Annotated in this window: 19 protein-coding genes; 7 read left to right on the forward strand and 12 right to left on the reverse strand. The window is 54.1% G+C overall.

Annotated elements, in window-relative coordinates:
• The coding region (locus QQL62_RS13085) for a cache domain-containing protein (protein ID WP_284380093.1) at positions 1 to 1,962 on the reverse strand (1,962 nt) is incomplete at its 3' end.
• Between the two features lie 337 nt (positions 1,963 to 2,299).
• Here QQL62_RS13085 and QQL62_RS13090 point away from each other — a divergent pair.
• The 3 genes from QQL62_RS13090 (at position 2,300) to QQL62_RS13100 (ending at position 6,360) form a co-directional block, all read left to right on the forward strand.
• The gene (locus tag QQL62_RS13090) at positions 2,300 to 3,259 is read left to right on the forward strand and encodes a TAXI family TRAP transporter solute-binding subunit (protein ID WP_284380094.1); all 960 of its coding nucleotides are present in this window, start codon (positions 2,300 to 2,302) and stop codon (positions 3,257 to 3,259) included.
• Positions 3,260 to 3,328: 69 nt separating this feature from the next.
• Entirely contained in the window at positions 3,329 to 5,932 is a 2,604-nt protein-coding gene (locus tag QQL62_RS13095) for a TRAP transporter permease (RefSeq protein ID WP_284380096.1), read from the forward strand.
• On the forward strand, positions 5,929 to 6,360 hold the full coding sequence (locus QQL62_RS13100) for a universal stress protein (RefSeq protein WP_284380099.1): 432 nt from the start codon (positions 5,929 to 5,931) through the stop codon (positions 6,358 to 6,360). Before QQL62_RS13095 ends, QQL62_RS13100 begins: the two co-directional genes overlap by 4 nt.
• Positions 6,361 to 6,413: 53 nt before the next feature.
• Here the strand turns inward: QQL62_RS13100 and ppc are convergent, their stop codons facing one another.
• Together ppc and QQL62_RS13110 are read right to left on the reverse strand one after the other, a co-directional pair.
• A complete protein-coding gene (gene ppc, locus QQL62_RS13105) occupies positions 6,414 to 9,149 on the reverse strand; it encodes a phosphoenolpyruvate carboxylase (protein ID WP_284380101.1) in 2,736 nt (911 codons plus the stop codon).
• Between the two features lie 12 nt (positions 9,150 to 9,161).
• Positions 9,162 to 9,944, reverse strand: a complete 783-nt coding sequence (locus QQL62_RS13110) for a DeoR/GlpR family DNA-binding transcription regulator (RefSeq protein ID WP_284380102.1) — start codon at positions 9,942 to 9,944, stop codon at positions 9,162 to 9,164.
• Positions 9,945 to 10,235: 291 nt separating this feature from the next.
• On the opposite strand from QQL62_RS13110, the gene QQL62_RS13115 reads away from it, so the two are divergent.
• The 4 genes from QQL62_RS13115 to msrB all read left to right on the forward strand — a co-directional run bounded on the left by QQL62_RS13115 (position 10,236) and on the right by msrB (position 12,875).
• Entirely contained in the window at positions 10,236 to 10,778 is a 543-nt protein-coding gene (locus tag QQL62_RS13115; protein ID WP_284380104.1) for a sigma-70 family RNA polymerase sigma factor, read from the forward strand.
• A complete protein-coding gene (locus QQL62_RS13120; protein ID WP_284380106.1) occupies positions 10,763 to 11,467 on the forward strand; it encodes an anti-sigma factor in 705 nt (234 codons plus the stop codon). Before QQL62_RS13115 ends, QQL62_RS13120 begins: the two co-directional genes overlap by 16 nt.
• Positions 11,468 to 11,790: 323 nt before the next feature.
• Entirely contained in the window at positions 11,791 to 12,336 is a 546-nt protein-coding gene (locus tag QQL62_RS13125; protein WP_284380108.1) for a fasciclin domain-containing protein, read from the forward strand.
• A gap of 74 nt (positions 12,337 to 12,410) precedes the next feature.
• A complete protein-coding gene (gene msrB, locus QQL62_RS13130; protein ID WP_284380110.1) occupies positions 12,411 to 12,875 on the forward strand; it encodes a peptide-methionine (R)-S-oxide reductase MsrB in 465 nt (154 codons plus the stop codon).
• Between the two features lie 60 nt (positions 12,876 to 12,935).
• Here msrB and QQL62_RS13135 read toward each other — a convergent pair whose 3' ends face one another.
• The 9 genes from QQL62_RS13135 to QQL62_RS13175 all read right to left on the reverse strand — a co-directional run bounded on the left by QQL62_RS13135 (position 12,936) and on the right by QQL62_RS13175 (position 21,695).
• Positions 12,936 to 14,315, reverse strand: coding sequence for an ATP-binding protein (locus QQL62_RS13135; protein WP_284380112.1), 1,380 nt, complete (start codon positions 14,313 to 14,315; stop codon positions 12,936 to 12,938).
• On the reverse strand, positions 14,312 to 14,857 hold the full coding sequence (locus QQL62_RS13140) for a heme NO-binding domain-containing protein (RefSeq protein WP_284380114.1): 546 nt from the start codon (positions 14,855 to 14,857) through the stop codon (positions 14,312 to 14,314). The genes QQL62_RS13135 and QQL62_RS13140 overlap by 4 nt, the downstream gene beginning before the upstream one ends.
• Positions 14,858 to 14,968: 111 nt before the next feature.
• Complete coding sequence (locus QQL62_RS13145; RefSeq protein ID WP_284380116.1) at positions 14,969 to 15,889, reverse strand: LysR family transcriptional regulator; 921 nt, start codon at positions 15,887 to 15,889, stop codon at positions 14,969 to 14,971.
• A 9-nt stretch (positions 15,890 to 15,898) separates the two neighbouring features.
• Positions 15,899 to 16,942, reverse strand: a complete 1,044-nt coding sequence (locus QQL62_RS13150) for an ABC transporter ATP-binding protein (protein ID WP_284380118.1) — start codon at positions 16,940 to 16,942, stop codon at positions 15,899 to 15,901.
• A complete protein-coding gene (locus tag QQL62_RS13155) occupies positions 16,939 to 17,931 on the reverse strand; it encodes an ABC transporter ATP-binding protein (protein ID WP_284380122.1) in 993 nt (330 codons plus the stop codon). The genes QQL62_RS13150 and QQL62_RS13155 overlap by 4 nt, the downstream gene beginning before the upstream one ends.
• Positions 17,932 to 17,934: 3 nt before the next feature.
• Positions 17,935 to 18,834 carry an ABC transporter permease gene (locus tag QQL62_RS13160; RefSeq protein WP_431355785.1) on the reverse strand — a complete coding sequence of 300 codons (900 nt, stop codon included), beginning with the start codon at positions 18,832 to 18,834 and terminating at the stop codon, positions 17,935 to 17,937.
• Between the two features lie 59 nt (positions 18,835 to 18,893).
• Entirely contained in the window at positions 18,894 to 19,874 is a 981-nt protein-coding gene (locus tag QQL62_RS13165) for an ABC transporter permease (protein WP_284380127.1), read from the reverse strand.
• A 97-nt stretch (positions 19,875 to 19,971) separates the two neighbouring features.
• A complete protein-coding gene (locus QQL62_RS13170) occupies positions 19,972 to 21,531 on the reverse strand; it encodes an ABC transporter substrate-binding protein (RefSeq protein ID WP_431355784.1) in 1,560 nt (519 codons plus the stop codon).
• A 20-nt stretch (positions 21,532 to 21,551) separates the two neighbouring features.
• Positions 21,552 to 21,695, reverse strand: a complete 144-nt coding sequence (locus tag QQL62_RS13175; protein ID WP_284380129.1) for a hypothetical protein — start codon at positions 21,693 to 21,695, stop codon at positions 21,552 to 21,554.
• Between the last annotated feature and the right edge of the window lie 48 nt (positions 21,696 to 21,743).

The raw sequence follows: 21,743 nt of genomic DNA on the forward strand, positions 1-21,743 counted from the left end.
GGGGGGGGGATCGCATATCAGCGCCACGCGGTGCTCGGTGGCCTCTGGGTGGACAAGGCGGAAGGTTTGGGTGACCAATTCGCCCAGATCAAAGGCGGCCTTGGTGCCGCCATCCTTGCGTACAAATCCACGCAGGGCACGGATGATATCTGCACCACGATGCGCCTGTGCGTCCAGCTCGGTTAATATCTGGCGCAGCTCTGGGTTTGGGTCTGATTGATCCTCTAGGGTCAGGAGGGCGGCATCGGCGTTTTGGGTGATGGCGGTCAGCGGCTGGTTTAGCTCGTGTGCCAGACCAGAGGCCATCTGGCCCATCATATTCACCCGCGCGAAATGCGATAGCTCTTGGCGTAGGGCGCTGATTTTTTGCTCGGCCTCTTTGTGCTGGGTGATGTCATCGATGCTGGCGATGATATGCAGGGGGTTGCCCTGTGGATCGCGCAGCAGGATTGCGTTTAGCCGCAGCCAGATTTCCCCGCCTGCGTGGTGCAAGAAGCGGTGTTCGTGGTCATAGGCATTGCCTTGGTGCAGGGCGGCGCGCAGGGCGATCTCTTGGGCGGGGGTATCGGGGTGCAGGATATCGCCAAGGCGCATGGCCAGCATTTGGTCGTTGTCATAGCCCAATATATCGCACAGCTGTTGGTTTATGCGGGTGAATTGGCCGGTTTCTGGGTCTATTTGTGCCATGCCCTGTGCGGCCATATCGAATGTCAGGCCGAATTCGCGTTCGAATGTTTTGCGCCGCGTGATCTCTTGGATCAGGGTTTGGTTGGCCTCGCGCAGCTCTGGGTAGGTTTTGCCTAGGGCGTGATCGGCGGGCAGGTCGCCGCGCACCACCTGTGTGGCGCGTTTGGCGAAATTGCGCACGGGGCGGTTAATATATTGTGCCAGCTTTAGCCCTGCGGCGCCGCTGATCATGGCGATAACGGCGGCGATCCAGATGTTGCGGGTGCGGTTGTCTTTGATACCGCCAATGAAATCATCCTCGCGGGCATAGATGGCAATTGTCCATGGCAGGGATTGCCCATGCGCGGGGATCAGGGTCGAGACATAGTTGTCGCCGCTGTGGTGGAAATCTGATTGCACCTCTTGGGTTAGGGCGCCGATATCTGATGGGGTCAGGGTGCCAAAGGCGGTTTGGGCGATGTCATCGGGGATATCGCTGATGCTGACAAAATCTAGATTACCATTGGGGCGTTTTATTTTTATCAGATTGGGGTCTGGGTGGGCGATAACATCGCCGTTGCGATTCAGGATCATCGCCGCCCCTGATGCGCCGATTTTCAGCTGTGCCAGAAATTCCGATAGGGCCTGAATTTCGATATCCACGCCGATCACCCCGCGCAACAGGCCATCGGTGCCGATTACGGGGGTGGCGGTGGTGATGCCCGGGCGTTGTGACGAGAAGAATATATAGGGGTCTGTCCAGATGATATCGCGGCTGGATTTGGCGTGGGTATACCACGGGCGGCCGCGCGGGTCGAATGTGTCATGTGGGTCTGACTGGCGTTTGACCACGTTAAAATCCGCATCGCGCCAAATGTATTCTGTATGTCTGAGGGTATCGGATTGGCGGATGAATTTGGTGCGGTAGGGGGCGGTGGCCTCGGTGCGGCTAACGAAGACGAAATTGCCCTGTTCATCGCCAAAATATACGCCAGAAAATTTAGGCGCCAGCAAGAGCTGCTGGAACAGCAGGGCCTCTAGTTCTTCTGGGTTGTCGCTGGCGATGATTTGGTTTTCGGCCAGCCGCTTGGCCAATTGTGCGGTGCCAAGGGCGGGATCTAGGAAGCCTTTGGAATGTAGGATGGCGTTTTGGCCCAGATCGGACATCTGTGCGCGGGCGTGATCGATCAGCACCCTTTGCGAGGTGAAATAGGACAACAACACCACGGTGAGGACTGCGATAAATTGCAGGCCAGCGAGACAGATTGCAAGCAGTGCGCCGAGCGAGAGTTTCATGCTGTGCCCTGATCTTTCTACGGGGTTATGGGTGGTGAAGAAGTCTAGTGCAGTATCTGTAAAAATTGAATTGGGTAAATTGGTAAATTTGCCTAAGGGGCGGTGGCGGGCAAATACGTATATTTGCCTTGTAGTGCGCGTGGCGGGCGTGGTGGCGGGCAAATACGTATATTTGCCTTGTGGTGCGTGTGGCGGGCGTGGTGGCTGGCAAATACGTATATTTGCCTAGGTAACCCTGCGCATAGAAATTTTGGCGAGGTTGGAACATGGTTACCAAGCGTGGGTTCCGTGCTGTTTACGGGGCCACGACGAAATTTATACATATGGGAGAAGTATAATGTTAAAATCTCTATCAGCTGTTGCTGCTGTTTTGGCCGTAACGGCACCTGCCGCGCATTCAGAAGAGTTTATCACCATCGGTACCGGTGGTGTTACGGGTGTGTATTACCCAACAGGTGGCGCGATTTGTCGTCTGGTGAACAAGGGCCGCAAAGAGCACGGCATCCGCTGTTCTGTGGAATCAACAGGTGGTTCTGTTTACAACATCAACACCATCCGCGAAGGCGAGCTGGAATTTGGTGTGGCCCAATCTGATTGGCAGCACCATGCCTTCCACGGTACATCAAAATTCGAAGAGGCTGGTGCATTCGAGGGTCTGCGCGCAGTATTTTCTGTACACCCAGAGCCGTTTACCGTGGTGGCACGTGCCGATGCAGGCATCGCCAATTTTGATGATCTAAAGGGCAAGCGCGTAAATATCGGCAACCCAGGGTCTGGTCAGCGCGGCACTATGGAAGTATTGCTAGAGGCCAAGGGCTGGACAACCGGTGATTTCGCATTGGCAACAGAGCTGAAGGCCGCCGAGCAATCAGCCGCCCTATGTGATAACCAAATTGATGCCATGGTTTACACCGTTGGTCACCCATCTGGTTCTATCCAAGAGGCCACCACCGCATGTGATTCCGTATTGGTTACCGTTGACGGTGATGCGGTTGCCTCTTTGGTTGGGGATAACCCGTTTTATCGTACCGCCAACATTCCGGGCGGCATGTACCGCGGCAATGATGCGGATACCGCAACATTTGGTGTGGGTGCCACATTTGTAACATCAGACAAAGTATCAGAAGAAGCGGTGTACCAAGTTGTGAAATCAGTGATGGAAAACATCGAAGATTTCCGCAAGCTGCACCCAGCGTTTGCGCATCTTCAGCCTGCGGATATGGCCACAGCTGGTCTATCAGCCCCTCTGCACCCTGGTGCGGCTAAATACTATAAAGAAGCTGGTTTGATCAAATAATCAAATCATGGGGGTGCGCGTTGCGCGCCCCTTTGCCCATGGGGGCATTATTAAAAAAGGGGAGAGGTTATGGCGGAGAATTCAAGTGAGAATCGCCCATTAAGCGAAGAAGAGCTACAGGAACTGGTGGCATCAACGGATGCTGGCGCGCGTGCGCCTGCGGGGTCTGTGGGCATGTTCTTGGCGATTATTGCGGTGGTTTGGTCGGTGTTTCAGGTGATCTTGGCATCACCCTTGGCAAATTATATTTTGCCCGGCGATATTATTAATAATTCACGTCAGATCCATCTGGCCTTTGCAATATTCTTGGCCTTTATGGCCTATCCTGCGCTGAAATCCAGCCCGCGGGATTATATCCCGATCCAAGATTGGGTGATGGCGGGCTTGGGCGCGTTTATCGCGCTGTATGGGTTTTTCTTTTACCAAAAGATCGTAGATGCGGGTGGTTTGGCGGATAACACCGACAAATGGTTTGCGCTGGTTGGTTTGATCCTATTGTTCGAGGCGGCGCGCCGTGCGCTGGGGCCTGCGATGGCGATCATTGCTACGATTTTCTTGTTGTATGTTTTCTTTGGCTCTTCGGAAATTGTGCCTGATGTAATCCGTTGGAAGGGCGCATCATTGAAGAAGGCGATGAGCCATATGTGGATCACATCCGAGGGTGTGTTTGGCATAGCCCTGGGGGTTTCTACCAAATTTGTGTTCTTGTTCGTGTTGTTTGGCGCATTGCTGGATAAGGCCGGTGCGGGGAATTATTTCATCAAGATGGCCTTTGGTGCCTTGGGCCACCTAAAGGGTGGGCCAGCTAAGGCGGCTGTGGTTGGCTCTGCGGCTACTGGGCTGATCTCTGGATCATCTATTGCCAATGTGGTGACCACGGGGACATTCACCATACCGTTGATGAAACGGGTTGGGTTCAGTTCCGAGAAGGCCGGCGCGGTCGAGGTGGCCAGCTCGGTCAACGGGCAGATCATGCCGCCCGTGATGGGGGCTGCGGCGTTCTTGATGGTGGAATATGTGAATATTTCCTATGTCGAGGTGATCACACACGCATTTCTACCCGCCACGATTTCCTACATTGCATTGGTGTACATCGTGCACCTAGAGGCGGTGAAATCCAATATGCCCACCCTTGGCAACCGTGTGGTTTCCATGGGGCGCACCATTGGCGGTATGATGGCGTTTTTCGTAGGTTTTGCGGCCCTGTGTTACGGGGTGCAATATCCGGTGCGCGCGATCATTTCTATGGTGCCTGATGGGTCTGGAATTATTCTGTCCTTGCTGTTGCTGGCCACCTATGTGGGTCTGCTAAAGCTGGCGGCATCGGTGCCAGATCTGGCGGTGGATGATCCAAATGCCAAGGACGTGGAATTGCCCGTGGTTGGCGAGATTTACCGTGCCGGCCTGTATTATCTGTTGCCGATTATCGTCTTGGTCTATTTCCTAATGATCGAGCAGAAATCCCCTGGCCTGTCGGCATTCTGGGCCACATCGCTGTTGTTTGTGATCCTGTTGACGCAACGCCCGCTAAAGGCGCTGTTTCGCGGCGAGGAAAACCCCATTAGCCGCTTTAGCGATGGTGTTGCGGATTTGATCCAAGGCTTGATTGATGGCGCGCGCAACATGATCGGTATTGGTCTGGCCACGGCCACGGCCGGTGTGATTGTGGGTACGGTAACATTAACGGGTGTTGGTCAGGTTATGGCCGATCTGGTGGAATTCCTATCGGGTGGTAATCTGGTGTTGATGCTGGTGATGGTTGGTTTGCTAAGTTTGATTTTGGGCATGGGTCTGCCGACCACGGCGAATTATATCGTGGTGTCATCCTTGATGGCGGGTGTGGTTGTTGAATTGGGGGCGCAATCTGGTTTGATCGTGCCGCTGATTGCGGTGCATCTGTTTGTGTTCTATTTCGGGATTATGGCGGATGTGACCCCGCCTGTGGGGCTGGCCAGTTTTGCGGCGGCCGCTGTTTCTGGTGGGGATGCGATCAAGACGGGGTTTGTGGCGTTTTTCTACAGCCTGCGCACCGTTGCCCTGCCGTTTGTATTCATCTTTAACACCGATCTGTTGTTGATCGATGTGGGCTGGGCGCAGGGGATATTGGTCTTTGTGATTGCCTCGATTGCGATCCTGACCTTTACGGCCGGTACTATGGGCTGGTTTGTGACCAAATCGCGTATCTACGAGAGCGTGGCCTTGGTGTTGATTGCCTTTGTTTTGTTCCGTCCTGATTTTGTGATGAATCGCATTCAGCCGCCGTTCGAGGATATTAAACCTGCGGCATTTTCCGAGGCGCTGGCGGGTGCAGAGGCGGGGGGCGAGATGCGCTTGATCGTTTCTGGGCCTGATTTTGACAGCGGTGAAATCAAGGAAACCACGCTGGTTCTGCCTGTTGCGGGCGATGCATCGGCGCGTCTGGATGCCACGGGGCTGTTGTTGATACCCGAGGGCGATGTGGTGAAAATGGACGAGCCTTCGTTCAGCTCGCCATTTGCGACATCTTTGGGCAGCTTTGATTTCTATGGGGATCAGCCGGTGCAGATCGCATCGGTCAAGGCCCCCGCCGATCAAATGGCCAAGGAATGGGTGTTTATCCCTGCATTGATCCTCTTGGTATTGGTGGGTCTATTACAACGTGCCCGCGTGGGCCGCACAGGAGAGGTATCATGAGCAGTTCAGTTCTGGTTGCAGTCGACATCAGCAACAGCGGCGAAGACGCCAAGGTGATAAAAATTGCCGCCCGTCTGGCCGAGATGGAGGGGGCGAATTTGGATGTGGTGACGGTGGTGCCTGATTTTGGCATGAGCGTTGTTGGCTCTTTCTTTAGCGAGGGGCATCACGACAAGGCACTGGCCGAGGCCAAGGCACGCCTAAAGCAAGAGGTGATCGATGCCTTGGGCACGGGGGGGGATATCAAAATCCGCCATATCGTGGCCACGGGCAATGCTTATGACGAGGTGCTAAAGGTGGCCAAAGAGGCCGGATCGGATTTGATCGTGGTCGGCGCGCATAAGCCTGATTTCAAGGATTATTTGCTGGGTCCGAATGCGGCGCGCATTGTGCGCCACTCGGGCTGTTCGGTTTATGTGGTTCGTTAGGGGCCCCCAATCCCCCTAATGCAGGCGCGGGGGTACACGCCCCCGCGCCTTTTTTATCCGCTGTTGCGTAGACCAGCGGCGATGCCATTGATCGATAGCTGAATGCCGAGCAGGATGTTCTCGTCGTTTTCATTCTCGCGGTACTGGCGTAGCAGATCCACCTGAATATGGTTGATCGGGTCAAAATACGGCGAGCGGTTTTTGATCGAGCGCTCTAACAGCGGGTTGGATTCCAACAGCCGCGTTTGGCCCGTGATTTTGAACAGCATCTCGATGGTCAGCGCATGTTCGGCGCTGATCATGTCAAACACGGTCTTGGCCAGATCTTGATCCGGTACCAAATCCGCATAGCGCCGCGCGATGCCCAGATCGGTTTTGGACAGAACCATATCCATGTTCGACATTTGCGACTGGAAGAATTGCCACTCTTTGAACATGCCTTGAATTTGGGCCAGACCTGCATCGCCATGATCGGCTAGGTATTGGTGCACGGCGGTGCCAAACCCATACCAGCCCGGTACCATCAGGCGGCATTGTGACCAGCTGAAGACCCATGGGATGGCGCGCAGATCTTCGACTGCGCGTGTTTTCTTGCGCGAGGCGGGGCGCGAGCCGATGTTCAGCCCGGCGATTTCATTAATCACGGTGGCATTCCAGAAATAATCCACAAAATTTGGTGTCTCGTAGACCAGCCCGCGATATTTCTTAAACGCATTGGTGGAGATTTCATCCATGGCCGATAGGTAGTCGGGCAATGGATCTGGGCGTGATTTTTGCAGCAGCGATGCCTCTAGGGTGGATGCGGCCAATGTTTCCAGATTGCGCCGCCCCAATTCTGGGTTGGTGTATTTGCTGGAAATGATCTCGCCCTGTTCGGTCAGGCGCAATTGGCCGTTCACGGCGCCATTTGGTTGCGCCAAAATGGCATCATAGCTGGGCCCGCCGCCGCGCCCGACGGTGCCGCCGCGCCCGTGGAACAGGCGCAATTTCACGCCGTGTTTTTGGAACACTTTCACCAGCTCTATCTCGGCCTTGTAGACCTCCCAGCTAGAGGTGATGAAGCCGCCGTCTTTGTTGCTGTCGGAATAGCCCAGCATCACCTCTTGGGTGCCGTCGGTGGCATCGATCAGGCGGCGAAACTGTGGGTTGGACAGCAGCGCATCCATAATGCCAGGACAGGCCTGTAGATCGCCGATGGTTTCAAACAGCGGGATCAGGTGCATGCTGGTGTCGCCATTTGGGCGCACAAGGCCGACCTGTTTTAGGATCACGGCCAATTCCAGCAAATCGGATGCGGATTGTGCATTGGAAATAATCGCGTTCTGGATGCACTGATCGCCAAATTTTGCGCGTAGGGCGGCGGCGGTTTGGAAAATTTCCAATTCTTTGGTGGTGGCATCGTCATAGGTGAAATCGGGGCGCAGCAGCGGGCGGGCGTTTTGCAGCTCGGCTGACAAGAGCGCAATGCGCGCGTCCTCGGAAAGGGATGCATAGTCCGATGTGTTGTCTAGGGCATTGAACAATGCCGCCACCACATCCTGATGCACCGACGAGTTCTGGCGCATATCAAGGCTGGCCAAGTGAAAGCCAAAGCAATCAACCGCGCGCAGCAATTGGTGCAAACGCCCCTGTGCCAACAAGGCAGAGCCGTTGTCGATCAGGGAATCCTTGATGATGTTCAGATCATTGGTGAAATCCTGCGCGGTGGCATAGCCTGATTGCCCCGCGCGCCGTTTGGCGGGGCCATCTAGGGATTTCAGGGTGGCGGACAGGCGGGCCTTGATGGTTTTTAGCGCCTTGCGATAGGGTTCGGTGGCGGTGTGGATAGAGTTATCCTTGGATTGGCCGACCAAGTCTTGCAAAGCATCGGATACATTGATCAGGCGCGAAGACAGCGACAACTCGTCGTTCAGTTTGCCCACCTGTTCGATGTAATAGCCAAGGGCCTTGCGGCTTTGGGTGTTCATGGTGCCCTGCATGACGGTCTTGTCAATAAAGGGGTTGCCGTCGCGATCGCCGCCAATCCATGCGCCGGTTTTAAGGAAGGATGCCAGATTGTGGGCATCCTTGGCACCCATTTGCGTCAGGCTGGTTTCGATTTCGGAATACAGCTTGGGCAGTTCTTTGAAGAAGGTGTAATCGTAATAGGCCAGCCCGTTGGAGACCTCGTCTGACACGGTCAGTTTGGCGGGGCGGATGATATTTGTCTGCCACAGCACCAGAACCGCGCGGCGCAGTTTGGCCTCGACCTCGGCCTGTTCGCTGGGGGACAGCTGGTTGCGGCTGCGTTTGGCCAGCAATTTGGCCATGGCGATTTCGCGGCGCATGGTGGATTGGCGGCGCACCTCGGTTGGGTGGGCGGTCAGCACGGCGCGAACGGTGGAATTGTTAAAGAAGTCCAGCAGGTCCTGCACGCTGGATCCTTCGGTTATGGCGCGCTGGAATGCCTTGGCCAGTGATCCATCGCGGGGGGGGGATTCTGCCAATTCATGGGCGCGGTTGCGGCGGATGTGGTGCTGATCCTCGGCCATATTGGCAAGGTGGGAAAAATAGCTAAAGGCGCGGATCACCACCACGGTTTCCTCTGGGGTCATGCTGGCCAATGTTTTTTCCAGCGATTGTTTGGTATCGGCATTGGCATCGCGCACAAAGGCGATGGAATTGGTGCGGATTTTTTCCACCAATTCGTATGTTTCGGGGCCTGCTTGGGCCTTTACGGTATCGCCCAGCAATTTGCCCAGAAGGCGGATGTCTTCGCGCAGGGGTGCGTCTTTGTCTTGGGTGCTCATGTTTGAACCTTTTTAGTGGGGGGCGATGCGCAGGTGCACGCCGGCGTTTGTGAGGGTCTCTTGGATTTCGGGGGTAGGGGGGCGAGAGGTGATGACCTGCTCGAATGAATTGAGGTCTGCGAAATAGTGCAGGGCGGTGCGGGTGAATTTCTGGTGATCCACCAACAAACAGCTGCTGTGGGCGGCGGCCACCATCAGGCGCTTGGATTGGATCACCTCTTGGTCTTGGTGGAAACATTTGCTGCCGACAATGGCGGATGAGGACACCAGCGCCAGATCAACGCGCAATTCGCGCAGGGCGGCCTCGGTCAGCAGGCCAAAAAATCCGTTGAATTTGCGTGAATAATTCCCGCCCAAGGTGATCAGGTTTATGCCATCCACCTGGGCCAGCTTGGTCACCACCGACAGGTTATTGGTGATCACCGTTAACGGACGGATTGTGGCGAGGTGATCGGCCACCATGCCGGTGGTTGATCCATCATCCAACAGGATGCACATGCCCGGCTCTATCAAGGCGGCGGCGGCCTGTGCGATGCGCTGTTTATCCTGAATGGCGCGCCGCTCGCGATAGCGAAAGCCGCTTTCGAATTGGGCGCTGGGTTCTATGGATGCGCCCCCGCGAATTTTGCGCAACAGGCCTGCGGATTCCAATTCGTCTAGGTCGCGGTGGATTGTCATCTTGGACACCGAGAACGAGGCGGCCAGCTCTTCGACGCTGGCGCGGCTTTGCTCGACCAACAGATCAATGATGCGGTTTTTGCGTTCCTGAGCTTTCATGGGGATTGAATATAACATTTCGCTGTGATTTTCAACATTTTGATGTTATTTTGTGAGATTTTTATGTTCTTTTCGCGACTTAGCCCTGTCGACCTGCGTCATTTTTAGGGTTCAGCGGATCCTGAGGGCGGCATGTGCGCTGTAGGGTTTTGAAAATTTGGGGGATGATTCGGTTTGCGTTTGCACGATATCGTGATGAATGTGGGGAATGTCGTATAGATAGCCCCGCGGCGATAAAAATTGCCAAACCACCCGCTGATACGTACAGTCGATCCAATCCATAGCACAGACAGGCGCACGTATACATCCATGGCACAGATACAGGACATCAATGAATGGATTGTGCGCACGGGTCTGGGCGATAGAAAAGCCTTTAACCTCTTATACGATGCCACCTCGGCGAAACTTTTTGGCGTGTGTCTACGTGTCTTAAATAATCGGGCCGAAGCAGAGGATGCATTGCAAGAGGCATTTATTCGTATTTGGCAAAGGGCGGATCGCTTTGCCGCTAATGACTACAGCCCGATGACATGGTTGATCACCCTGACCCGCAATCTGGCCATAGACCGGCTACGGGCCAGAAAGGCGCCAAGCGAAGATATCAGCGAGCGCGGCGATATTGCCGACACTGGCCCGACGCCAGAACAGGCCGCGCTGGATGCATCAGAGCGCGCCCGGATCGAGCAGTGTCTAGACGAACTAGACGACCCAAAGGCAGGTGCCGTGCGCGGGGCTTATCTGATGGGCGAAACATATGATGCGCTGGCGCAGAAATACGGCGTGCCTGTGAATACGATGCGAACCTGGCTTCGGCGAAGCCTACTAAAGCTAAGAGAGTGTTTGATACGATGAGCGTGGCGGACAAAAATGACCCAGACGACAATGCCCTAGCGGCGGAATATGCGCTGCATCTTCTGTCTGCGCAGGATCGCGCGGCATTCGAGACCCGGATGCGTGAGGATGCGGGGCTGCGTAAATTGGTGCGCGATTGGGACCATCATTTTCACCCGCTGTCTGATGATTTTGCGCCGACGACCCCCCCCGCGCGGCTAAAGGCATCGATCGATGCGGCCCTGTTTGCAGAAACCACAAAACCCAATACGTTTTCTGCGCTGTGGCGTTGGGTTCTGGGGGGGGGCGCAATGGCGGCCATTGCGGGGCTGTTTATTGTTCTGACGTTGTTTAATGACCCGTTAAGCATCACACCTACCCATAGCACCAGCATCAGTACCGCCGATCAATCCATCATCATCACGGCTGAATTTTCCGCAGATCAGGGTGTTTTTGTGGTGCGCCGCCAGCAGGGCGCCCCCGCCGCGGGGCGTGATCACGAGATGTGGCTGATCCCCGAGGGCGCCCCGGTGCCTATCTCATTGGGGGTTATTCCAGATACGGCCGAGGCGCGCATAGAAATCCCACAGGACCTGCGCCATCGGTTAACCGCAGCGGTGTTCGCGATCAGCGACGAGCCGCTGGGTGGGTCACCGACCGGTCAGGCCACAGGCCCGGTTTTGGCGGCGGGGCCGATCGAGATGCTATAGGGCGCGGTTAGGCGCCAGAAACATACCAATTTCTAGCCCGGTCTTTGGGGTGGATGGTAAGGGCCTGTCTGGTGCGACAGTGCCTAGATGTATTGGGCTGTGAAGCGCGCAGCCCGCCCACCATTGTTTATCCAGATTTCGCGGGCCCCAGCGGGGGATGATTCTGGGGGTTGGTGTTATTCTCGGGGTTAAATTCCATATATTATTAATAGAAATCAATGCGGTAGAAAATAATTCAAAAAGAGTGAAACTTTTTTGAATGCGGATACGTGGTTTCATTATCTCCGGGCAAAAAGCCCGGCTGAAATCGAAAGGATATAACAATGACTAAATTCAACTTCCTTGGCACGGTTGCCGCGATCACACTTGCGGCTGGTGCTGCTTTTGCTGAAAACCCTATGGTTGGCGGTGCGGCGATGTATGAGGCCAAGAATATTGTCGAAAACGCCGTTAACTCTGCGGATCACACAACATTGGTTGCTGCGGTAAAGGCGGCTGGTTTGGTAGATGTTTTGCAGTCCGCTGGCCCATTTACGGTGTTTGCCCCGGTGAATGATGCCTTTGCTGCATTGCCAGAGGGCACGGTGGAAACCTTGCTAAAACCAGAAAACAAGGATACATTGACCAAGGTTCTAACCGCGCATGTCGTTGCTGGTGACATCACAGCCAAAGACATCATGAGCAACATCGGCGCAGATGGTTTTTACCACATGCAGACCGTTTCGGGCGATGCGCTCTCTGCCAAAGTAGATGGCAATGCGGTATACATTTTTGACGAAAGCGGTAATGCTGGTCGGGTGACGATTTCGGATGTAAACCAATCTAATGGTGTGATCCACGTTGTAGACAAAGTGTTGTTGCCCAAATAATTAGGTGGCTCCAGCCCCCAAGTGGCCTGTGTGATGGGCGATCAGGCAGGCCAATTTTGAACAAGGAGATTATTATGAAACGTCGCGAATTTATCTATCTGGGCTCTGCTGCTGTATTTTCCAGCGGTGCCTCTGCGGTCTCTGCGGGTACGTTTGAAATCACGCGCAGCCCTGCGCAATGGCGCAAGATGTTGTCCGAGGCCGAGTATCTGGTCATGCGCGAAGAGAAGACCGAGCGCAAATTTTCCAGCCCCCTGAATACCGAAAAACGCGATGGGTTGTATCATTGTAGGGGGTGTGATCTGGCGTTATATTCATCGGATAAAAAATACGACAGCAAAACAGGCTGGCCCAGCTTTTGGGATGTATTGGACAATGCAATTCGTACCAAAAATGACGATACATTGTTCACGCGGCGCACAGAATGCCATTGCCGCAGATGCGGTAGCCACTTGGGTCATATTTTTAACGATGGCCCAAGACCAACCGGCAAGCGCCACTGCCTAAATGGCGTAAGCTTGGTGTTTAAACCGGCATAATGGCGCCTGAACTTTGCCCCTATGGCCGGATGCTGTAGGGGTTTATTAACATAATCACAGTTATTGGGGGTGTTGACGACCCCGATCCGCCAAAATATCCGCCATGCTGGCAATCAGATCCGCCTTTTTCATTGGCTTGCCTAGGTGGGAATCAAACCCCTTGCTTAGATACTCTTCGACCTGTTGTTTCATAGTATTGGCCGTCAGCGCACAAATCGGCACCCGCGGGGTCTTGTGGGTTTTTTCCAATTGGCGAATGGATTGGGTGGCCTCTATACCGCTGACCGCGGGCATATTGATATCCATGAACACAGCATCAAAGGCCCCGTCCTGATAGGCCTGAACAGCCTTGGCGCCATTATCCACCACGACAATATCCAAATCATAAGCCCCCAGCAGCTTTTGAAACACGATTTGGTTGGTGCGGTTGTCCTCTGCCAGCAAAATCCGCCACCGCTGTTGGTTTAATATTGATATCGCGCCTTCTAGAACCTTGGTCGTTTCTTTGGGCTTTGCCGAGATATGCACCGGCATTGTTACGCTAAATTGCGTGCCCTGGCCGACGGTGCTGTGCACAGAAATTGTACCGCCCAGCAAATCGCAGATCTGTTTGGAAATCGACAGGCCCAGCCCCGTGCCGCCATATTTGCGTGCGATCGAGGAATCAACCTGTGAAAATGGCTTGAATAGCCGATGCAGCCGATCCTCTGGGATGCCTTCTCCGGTATCTTTAACATCGATGGTCAACAGAAATTGGCCACCGCCCTGCTGGATCAGATCTACCAGAATTTGCACGCTGCCGGCAGTTGTAAATTTGATCGCATTTGAAACCAAATTCCCCACCACCTGCCGTAGCCGCGTCGCATCCCCCAATATCCATTGATCCACCTGTGCGCCCATGCGCAGAGCCAGCTCTAGGTTTTTTTCGCGCGCCTTGGGGGTGTAGAGCTGTTCCAAAGAGGCGAATAATTTGGCCAAGTGAACGGGCGCCTTTTCGATCTCCATTTGGCCTGCCTCGATCTTGGAAATGTCTAATATGTCATTCAACACAGACATCAGCATCTGCCCAGAGTCCGCTATAATGCCCAGCATTTTAGTTTGCTCGGCACTTATCGGGGTATCCATCAGCGCCTCGGCCATGCCCAGCACCCCGTTTAGGGGGGTTCGGATTTCATGGCTCATGCTGGCCAGAAAAGTGCTCTTGGCGGTACTGGCGGCCCTAGCGGCCTGTAGGGCCACCCCTAAATCTTGGGTGCGGGCATTTACCAGCTCTTCTAGGTTTTCCGCCTGTTGTTGTAGTTTTTGGTTGGCCTCCCACAGCTCACGGCTTTTGCTATCCAGCAGAGATTCGGCCTCTTGGCGTGCGCGGGTGGCGCGCTCGTACCTTCGGCGCGTTACGGTATCTGATTTGGGGGCAACGTTGGCAGGGGGTCTGTTCACTGGGCCATCACAATGTTAAAATCAGAATAGTATTTACCGTTTTCTGTCCGATCTTTGTGGGTGATGGTGGCGGGGGTGCCAAAATGGTCGACACAGGCCTGTATCATGCCTAGGCAAAATGCCACCAAGGGGCGCTCTGATGAATAGATCATCATCAGCTCGCTGTCGCTGATCCTTTCGGTCTTAAAGCTGGGCAGCTCTGCCTCTGGGTACAGTTTGCGCACCTCTACGTGCACCTCGTTTTCGATGGATTCTAGCATGGTAAAGGCATCGTTTTTGCCGGCGAAAAACATCGGATAGCCATCGATAAATTTGGTAAACATCCACTGGCCAAATTTGGATTGCAAATCCTCTACCGGTGCATTCAGCGCCTGACCGAAGGCCTGAACCAGCGTCATCAGCTCGCCACAGGGATAATTGCCCACCGCGGTAAAGGCCCCGCCGGATTCCAGATCGCAAGAATCGATAATCTCATCGACCAACTCTTCGCCTGCAATTGATTCCGCCATTGCGATTAGCTCTACAAAGACAACACCTTTCATATCGGCCTCCATGATTCTAGACGCCCTGATTTTCATGAAATTTTGTAACCAAACCCTTAAATATATCCTAGGGTTGCATCATGGGTGTTGTCACATCCTTGGGGCGTATTTTCACCCCGACCCCATCGTTGCCAGAACCTCTTCCCAGAGGATATTCAATTTCGGCTTTTGGTTTTGCCGTGAACGATAGAGGCGGATTTCTAAGGGTACTGTGAAATCATCCCCCCCCGCCTGTGCAAGGGATTTATCATTCAGCCCACCTTCGCAAACCTTCTGCGGTAGCCACCCCATCCCAAATCCCTCTTGGATCAGGGCCATGACTGAATTTGACAGCGCGTTCTGGCTGACCAATAGGGTCGAGGATGTGCCGCTGTGCACGGCCAAAATCTCGTCGACCACTGGGCGCAAAACAGAGGCAGATCCATAGGAAATAAGCGGCACCCGCGATTTGTCTGCATTGGGCAATTTAAACGTCGGCGCGCCCAATTGATTGGTTTTGGAAACGGGGATCAATACATCCTGTGCAACCGTTACATATTCGAATTGGCCCTTGGAAATAGAGGACAGAAACCCCATCGAGGGATGCCAATAACACAGCATCAAATCACAGCTGTTTTGTTGCATTTTGCTGACGAATTTCCCCGCGGGCCAAGAGACGGAGTCCAGCTCTACGCTCAACATGCCGCGCTCTACAAAGGGCTCGATCAGGGTGCTGTGATAGGTGGTATACAGGGATTGGCTGGCGGCAATGCGCAGGATGTTTTCATCCTCTACCTCGATCACACGGCATTGCTCTAGCGTTTCTTCTAGGGAGGCCAGCATAGATTTGGAATGTTCAAGGAACAGCGCCCCCGCAGGTGTAAGGCTTAGGGGCAGTGTATCGCGATTGATCAACCGCGCACCAACATAGGTTTCCAGTGCGCGAATGCGGCGAGAAAAGGCAGGTTGGCTAACATAGCGGTTCTCTGCCGCACGTGAAAAATTCTGGGTTGATGCCAGAGCAATAAAATCCTTGAGCCAGTTGATTTCCAAAACGTTGCCCTACACCCAATCCAGCGCATCTATTCGCTTTTCCTCGACCGCATGGCAAGCCACGATTGATCCGTCGTCTTTCTGTAGCGGCATTGGTTTTTCCGCGGCGCATCTGTTGTCCGCCAAGGGACAGCGCGAGGCAAAAGGACAACCCGCCGGCAGGTTGATCGGGGTGGGTATTTCGCCCTTTAGGCGGATGTGATTTGGGCGGTCATCTTTTAGCTGGGGCACCGCAGACAACAGCGCCTTGGTATAGGGGTGCTTGGGGTTAGAAAACAGGGTGCGCGTATCCGCCACCTCGCAGATTGATCCCAGATACAGCACGATCACCTTGGTGCCAAAATGCTCGACCACGCTTAGATCATGGGTGATGAACAGATAGGTCAGCCCATGGGCCTCTTGCATCTCTAGCATCAGGTTCAAGACCTGTGCCTGAATAGAAACATCCAGTGCTGATATCGGCTCGTCGGCCACGATAAATTCAGGATCCACCGTAAGGGCGCGCGCTATGGCGATGCGCTGGCGTTGCCCACCAGACAGCTCGTGCGCATAGCGCGCCGACCACGCAGGATCGATGCCCACAGATTTCATCACGGCAATGGCCTTGTCCTGTAGCTCGCCCTTTGACTTGCCGGGGTTATGATAGCGCAGCGGCTCGGCCAGGGTCTGTCCGATGGTCATGCGCGGGTTCAGCGATGCATAGGGGTTTTGGAATATCATCTGGATCTTCTTGCGCAGGGGCAACAGATCCTTGCCGCGCAGCCCATCTATGCGTGCGCCACCATAATGAATTTCGCCGTTGCTGGGGGAAATCAGCCCCGCCACCATGCGCGCCACCGTCGATTTGCCGCATCCGCTTTCGCCAACCACACAGACGGCATCACCCTTGTTCACATCAAAGGTGATGTTGTTCACCGCATGCACCGCGCGGGTTTGGCGCGTGATTTTTCCACCCGAAAATTTCAGGCTCTCTAGCAGACCCTCATCAAGATCAAAACGTTTCTCAAGGCCGCGAACCCTAAGCAGCGGGCCTGTCTCTAAATCCCAGCTCATTGCGCCACCTCCTTTGGCAGATCTCTTTGCAGGCGGTGCACCTCGTGGCAGGCCACTGCGGTATCGCCAAATTGGCTAACCTCTGGGGCGGTGCGTTTGCATTCATCCGTTACATGAGCACAGCGCGTGTGAAATGGACAGCCCGTGGGCATGGCGGATAGGGTCGGCATGGCCCCTGGGATTTGTTTTAGCCGCTGTCCGGGGGGGGTCTGTTGTGGCAAGGCATTGATCAGCCCCTGCGTATAGGGGTGCTGGGGATCATTGATAATAGAACGCGTGGCGCCTGTCTCGATAATGCGCCCCGCATACATCACCATGGTGCGTTCTGTTACCTGAGAAACCACACCCAGATCATGGGTGATCAGGATCAGGCCCACTTGGTTAGATTGGCACATTTCCAGCAACAGCTCCATGATATCGGCCTGAATGGTCACATCCAATGCGGTGGTTGGCTCGTCTGCGATGATCAGTTTGGGATCCAGCAATAGCGCCATGGCGATGATAATACGCTGGCGCATCCCGCCGGACAATTCATGCGGGTATTGGTCTAGGCGCTCGTCTGGCGAGGGGATATAGACCTCTTTCAGCTTCACCAAGGCAATCTGGCGCGCCTCTTCAAAGGATAGGTTGCGGTGTGCGCGCAGGGTTTCCACCATCTGCTGGCCAATGGTCAAGACAGGGTTCAGCGTAACCATAGGATCCTGAAAGATCATCGCCATACGATTTCCGCGCATATCGCGCACCTGCTTGGGCGACATCTGCGTCACATCTTCGCCCTCGAATAAAATCTCGCCACCATCAATAAAGCCGGGCTTGGACAGCAGGTTCATCAGCGCAAATCCGGTGATGGATTTGCCCGCGCCAGATTCCCCCACAATGCCAAGGCGCTCGCCGCGGGCCAGATCAAAGGATATCCCATTTAGGGCCGCCATAGCCCCATCACGGCTGGCAAATTTAACCGTTAGGTCACGTACAGATAACAAAGACATGGATTACCCTTTGTAGAGTTTGGGGTTCAGGACATCGCGCATCCAGTCACCTAGTAAATTAATAACCAGCACCAGCACCACCAGTACCAAGCCCGGGATCGCCGTGATCCACCAGCTGCCCGAGAAGATATAATCAAACCCAGAGGAAATCAGCGAGCCAAGCGAGGGCTGATTGGGCGGCATGCCCAGCCCAAGAAAGCTAAGAGAGGCCTCGGATATAATCGCATTGGCCACCTGTACCGTCGATATCACAAAAATCGGAGATAGCGAATTTGGCAGGATATGGCGCACCATAATCCGCATCGGCCCAAAGCCCATGACACGGGCCGCATCCACATATTCCTTCTTCTTTTCCGCCAGAACCGTGGCGCGCACCGTGCGGGCATATTGCGGCCATTCCGCCACGCCAATAACCCCCACCAGAAACAAAACCGCATAGCGGCTAAAAACCTCTGATCCAAACAGCGCCTGCGTAATGGCCAGAAAGATAATGGCAACCATCAGCGTAGAAAACGACAGCTGGATGTCCGCCAGCCGCATCAACAGGCTATCGGTGCGCCCGCCAACATAGCCCGAGATCAAGCCGATCGATATCCCCAGAAATGCCTGCAGCGCCACCGCACATAGCCCGATGATTATCGACAGGCGTGTGCCGTATAAAATGGTGGACAAGAGATCACGCCCCTGATCATCGGTGCCAAGGCTGAATTCCGGCAAAGATCCATCAATCCACACCGGGGGGTATTCGCTGTTTAGAATATCAATCTGGGATGGGTCATAGGGATTATAGGGCGCCAGCACCGGCGCAAAGAATGCCGCCAATGTGATCAGCCAGAACACCACCATAGATATAATCGCCACCGGATTCCGGCGAAAAGAATAGCCGATATTGCTGTTCCACATCAGCGAAAGGCGCGACGGGGTGGCAAGGGGTGGCGTGCCCGTATCAAAGGTAGAATTGCTCATGCGCCCATCCTCGCCAGATTGATCGTTGGATTCACCAACCCATAGATCAAATCCACAATCGTATTGGTCAGCACAAAGATAAACCCAACCACAATCAGATAGGCCACGATCAGGGGGGTATCCACGCGGTTAACCGCCTCTAGGAACATAGCCCCCATCCCCGGCCAGCTGAAAACGGTCTCGGTTAGGATGGTATATGCCACCATTGTGCCAATCTGCACGCCCCCCACGGTGATCACCGGCAACAGTGTGTTTTTCAGCGCATGCACGAAATATATGCGCCAGGGGGCAATGCCCTTGGCCTGTGCGTAACGGATGTATTCGCTTTGTAAGACATCAATCATCTCTGCGCGGATTAGGCGGATGAACATCGGCAACATGATCGACGACAATGCAATCGAGGGCATGATAATATGCGCCCAGCCGTCCTTGGTGGCAAAATTGGTTTCCCAATACCCAAAGACATGCACAATCTCGCCCCGCCCAAATGAAGGCATCCAGCCCAGTTCAACCGAGAAGAAAAAGATCATCAAAATCGCCGTCAGGAACACCGGAATAGACAGGCCAACAATCGACAGCGATAGAATAATGCGCGTCAGAATAGAATTGGGCCAGATCGCGGTGAAAACACCCAGCGGGATCGACAGCCCAATGATAATAACCGTGGCCCCAAAGACCAATTCCAGCGTCGCGGGCAGCTTCTTTAAAATCACATCCAAAGCGGGCTCTTTAAAGAAATAGGATGTGCCCAGATCACCCTGTAGCGCATTGCCCAGAAAGCGCAGATACTGAACCGCAAATGGGTCATTTAGCCCAAGATCGTCGCGCAATTTCTGGCGCACCTCTTCAGAGACAGATTGCCCCACCAATTCACGCAAAGGATCGCCCAGATTGCCCTGGATCGCAAAGGCGATCAAGGAAATAGCCAACATAACGGCAATGGCCTGAAACACGCGTTTTACAAGATAAGCAAACATTTCTGCTCCGTTTGTGAAGTTCTTATAATCAAGTATAGAGAAAAACAGCGGGCGCGCCCAGTCGCGCACCCGCCCTTGGATCTGTTAAAATCGGGTCTTACTTTGCTACCGTTAGGTCACCAAAGTAGGGGAAATTTAGCGCATTAACGATATCGCCAGCGTTCATGCCCTCTTTGGCACCCCAAGCAAGGTTCTGCCAATGCAGCGGAATATAAGCCGCCTCATCATACAAGATTTGCTCTAGGCGTTGCAGGTGCTCTCTGCGTTTGGCAATATCGGTCTCGGCATTTGCCATATCCATCAGCTTGTCTGCCTCTGGGTTACAATAGTTGCCCGCATTATATTGACCGTTGCCAGATGTTTTATCCGCACAGGCAGACAAGAACTGGTGGAAATTTGCAGAATCTTCGGTATCCGCATGCCAGCCAATCATCATCATATCCGCGGCGCGCGCGTCGAACTCTGGCCAATATTGTGCCTTGGGCAGGGTTTGCAGATCAACTGTGATACCGATTTTGGATAGCATAGAGGCAACCGCCTGCGCGATCTTGTCATCATTCACATAGCGATTGTTGGGTGCCATCATAGAGATAGAGAACCCATCCGCATAGCCAGCCTCGGCCATCAGGGCCTTGGCCTTTTCTACGTCATAGCGTGGCTCAAGATCAGAGATATACCCCAAATAACCCGCAGGCGATGCCTGTGCACCCACGGTGCCAAACCCGCGCATAATGCGATCTACGATGCCGGTGTTGTTTACGGCGTAATCAATCGCCTGACGCACCTTGGGATCCTTAAAGGCCTCTACGCGGTCTTGGTTCATCTGGAATGTGATGATGCGTGTGCCGGGCATGGTGATCAGGTTCACGCCTTCGGCCTTTTCTACGCGGGCCAAATCCGTTGGCGGAACCGGTGCGATGAAATCCACATCCCCAGACAATAGGGCCGCCACGCGCGTTGGGTCTTCTTTGATCGGGGTTAGAATAATCTCGTCTACGTTGCCCTTGGATGCGCTATCCCAGTAGCCATCAAAGCGGTCGAACACCACCTTTACGCCCTGTTCGCGCTCACTCACCACAAAGGGGCCTGTGCCAGAAATATTGCGCGAGGCAAAACTGTCGCCGTGCTTTACGATCTCGGCTTTGTCTTTGCCATCCGCGGTTTGGCCGCTGTAAAATGCGCTGTCCATGGCAAATAGATAGGTGGCCGTGTGCAACACCAGCGGAAATGGCTCGGATGTTTTTAGATCAATGGTATAATCATCAACAACCTCGATATCTGTGAAGGGCGCAAAGATGCCCTTGAAATCTGGGCTTTCTTTCACACGGTCAAATGTCCAGTCCATATCCTTGGCCGTAAAGGCATTGCCCGAATGAAAGGTGACACCCTTGCGCAGCTTAAAGCGCATGGTCGTCGGGTCGATCTGTTCCCAGCTTTCCGCAAGGCGGCTTTCGAATTCCAAATCTTGCGTCCAACGTACCAGAGGGTCAAACACCATGTGATTTAGCTGTAATGTTCCGCCAGACAATTGCTCGTATGGGTCAAGCGATACGGGATCGGCATCATAGGCTACTTTAACGGATATCTCTGCAAATGTCGGGCTAGCAAGGGCGGCAACCAATGCAAGACCTGCGACGCAGTCTTTGAATTTCATCATGGGATTCTCCTAGGTTAATATTAACCAATACACTCGCCCAGCCCGCGAAATTGCGCCAATGCTAATTTTGCATAGCCCCATGCACCCTGTTTACCCGCTAGATGGGACGTAAATCCTGTATTGGCCCCTTGTAGAAACGCCCATCCTGTATTAATAGTTAACATAGCAATTAAAGGCACCGCACAAGCACAGACCCATCACCCAGAGAGGGC

It is taken from the genome of Amylibacter marinus (assembly GCF_030160015.1).
Lineage (GTDB): Bacteria > Pseudomonadota > Alphaproteobacteria > Rhodobacterales > Rhodobacteraceae > Amylibacter > Amylibacter marinus.

What these genes read in the sequence shown, in the direction of transcription:
- ppc (WP_284380101.1), bottom strand. Translation starts at nt 9,149, where the DNA reads ATGAGCACCCAAGACAAAGACGCACCCCTGCGCGAAGACATCCGCCTT.
- msrB (WP_284380110.1), top strand. Translation starts at nt 12,411, where the DNA reads ATGAAACGTCGCGAATTTATCTATCTGGGCTCTGCTGCTGTATTTTCC.
- QQL62_RS13155 (WP_284380122.1), bottom strand. Translation starts at nt 17,931, where the DNA reads ATGTCTTTGTTATCTGTACGTGACCTAACGGTTAAATTTGCCAGCCGT.
- QQL62_RS13140 (WP_284380114.1), bottom strand. Translation starts at nt 14,857, where the DNA reads ATGAAAGGTGTTGTCTTTGTAGAGCTAATCGCAATGGCGGAATCAATT.
- QQL62_RS13115 (WP_284380104.1), top strand. Translation starts at nt 10,236, where the DNA reads ATGGCACAGATACAGGACATCAATGAATGGATTGTGCGCACGGGTCTG.
- QQL62_RS13100 (WP_284380099.1), top strand. Translation starts at nt 5,929, where the DNA reads ATGAGCAGTTCAGTTCTGGTTGCAGTCGACATCAGCAACAGCGGCGAA.
- QQL62_RS13110 (WP_284380102.1), bottom strand. Translation starts at nt 9,944, where the DNA reads ATGTTATATTCAATCCCCATGAAAGCTCAGGAACGCAAAAACCGCATC.
- QQL62_RS13095 (WP_284380096.1), top strand. Translation starts at nt 3,329, where the DNA reads ATGGCGGAGAATTCAAGTGAGAATCGCCCATTAAGCGAAGAAGAGCTA.
- QQL62_RS13170 (WP_431355784.1), bottom strand. Translation starts at nt 21,531, where the DNA reads ATGATGAAATTCAAAGACTGCGTCGCAGGTCTTGCATTGGTTGCCGCC.
- QQL62_RS13160 (WP_431355785.1), bottom strand. Translation starts at nt 18,834, where the DNA reads ATGTGGAACAGCAATATCGGCTATTCTTTTCGCCGGAATCCGGTGGCG.
- QQL62_RS13175 (WP_284380129.1), bottom strand. Translation starts at nt 21,695, where the DNA reads ATGTTAACTATTAATACAGGATGGGCGTTTCTACAAGGGGCCAATACA.
- QQL62_RS13165 (WP_284380127.1), bottom strand. Translation starts at nt 19,874, where the DNA reads ATGTTTGCTTATCTTGTAAAACGCGTGTTTCAGGCCATTGCCGTTATG.
- QQL62_RS13090 (WP_284380094.1), top strand. Translation starts at nt 2,300, where the DNA reads ATGTTAAAATCTCTATCAGCTGTTGCTGCTGTTTTGGCCGTAACGGCA.
- QQL62_RS13125 (WP_284380108.1), top strand. Translation starts at nt 11,791, where the DNA reads ATGACTAAATTCAACTTCCTTGGCACGGTTGCCGCGATCACACTTGCG.
- QQL62_RS13150 (WP_284380118.1), bottom strand. Translation starts at nt 16,942, where the DNA reads ATGAGCTGGGATTTAGAGACAGGCCCGCTGCTTAGGGTTCGCGGCCTT.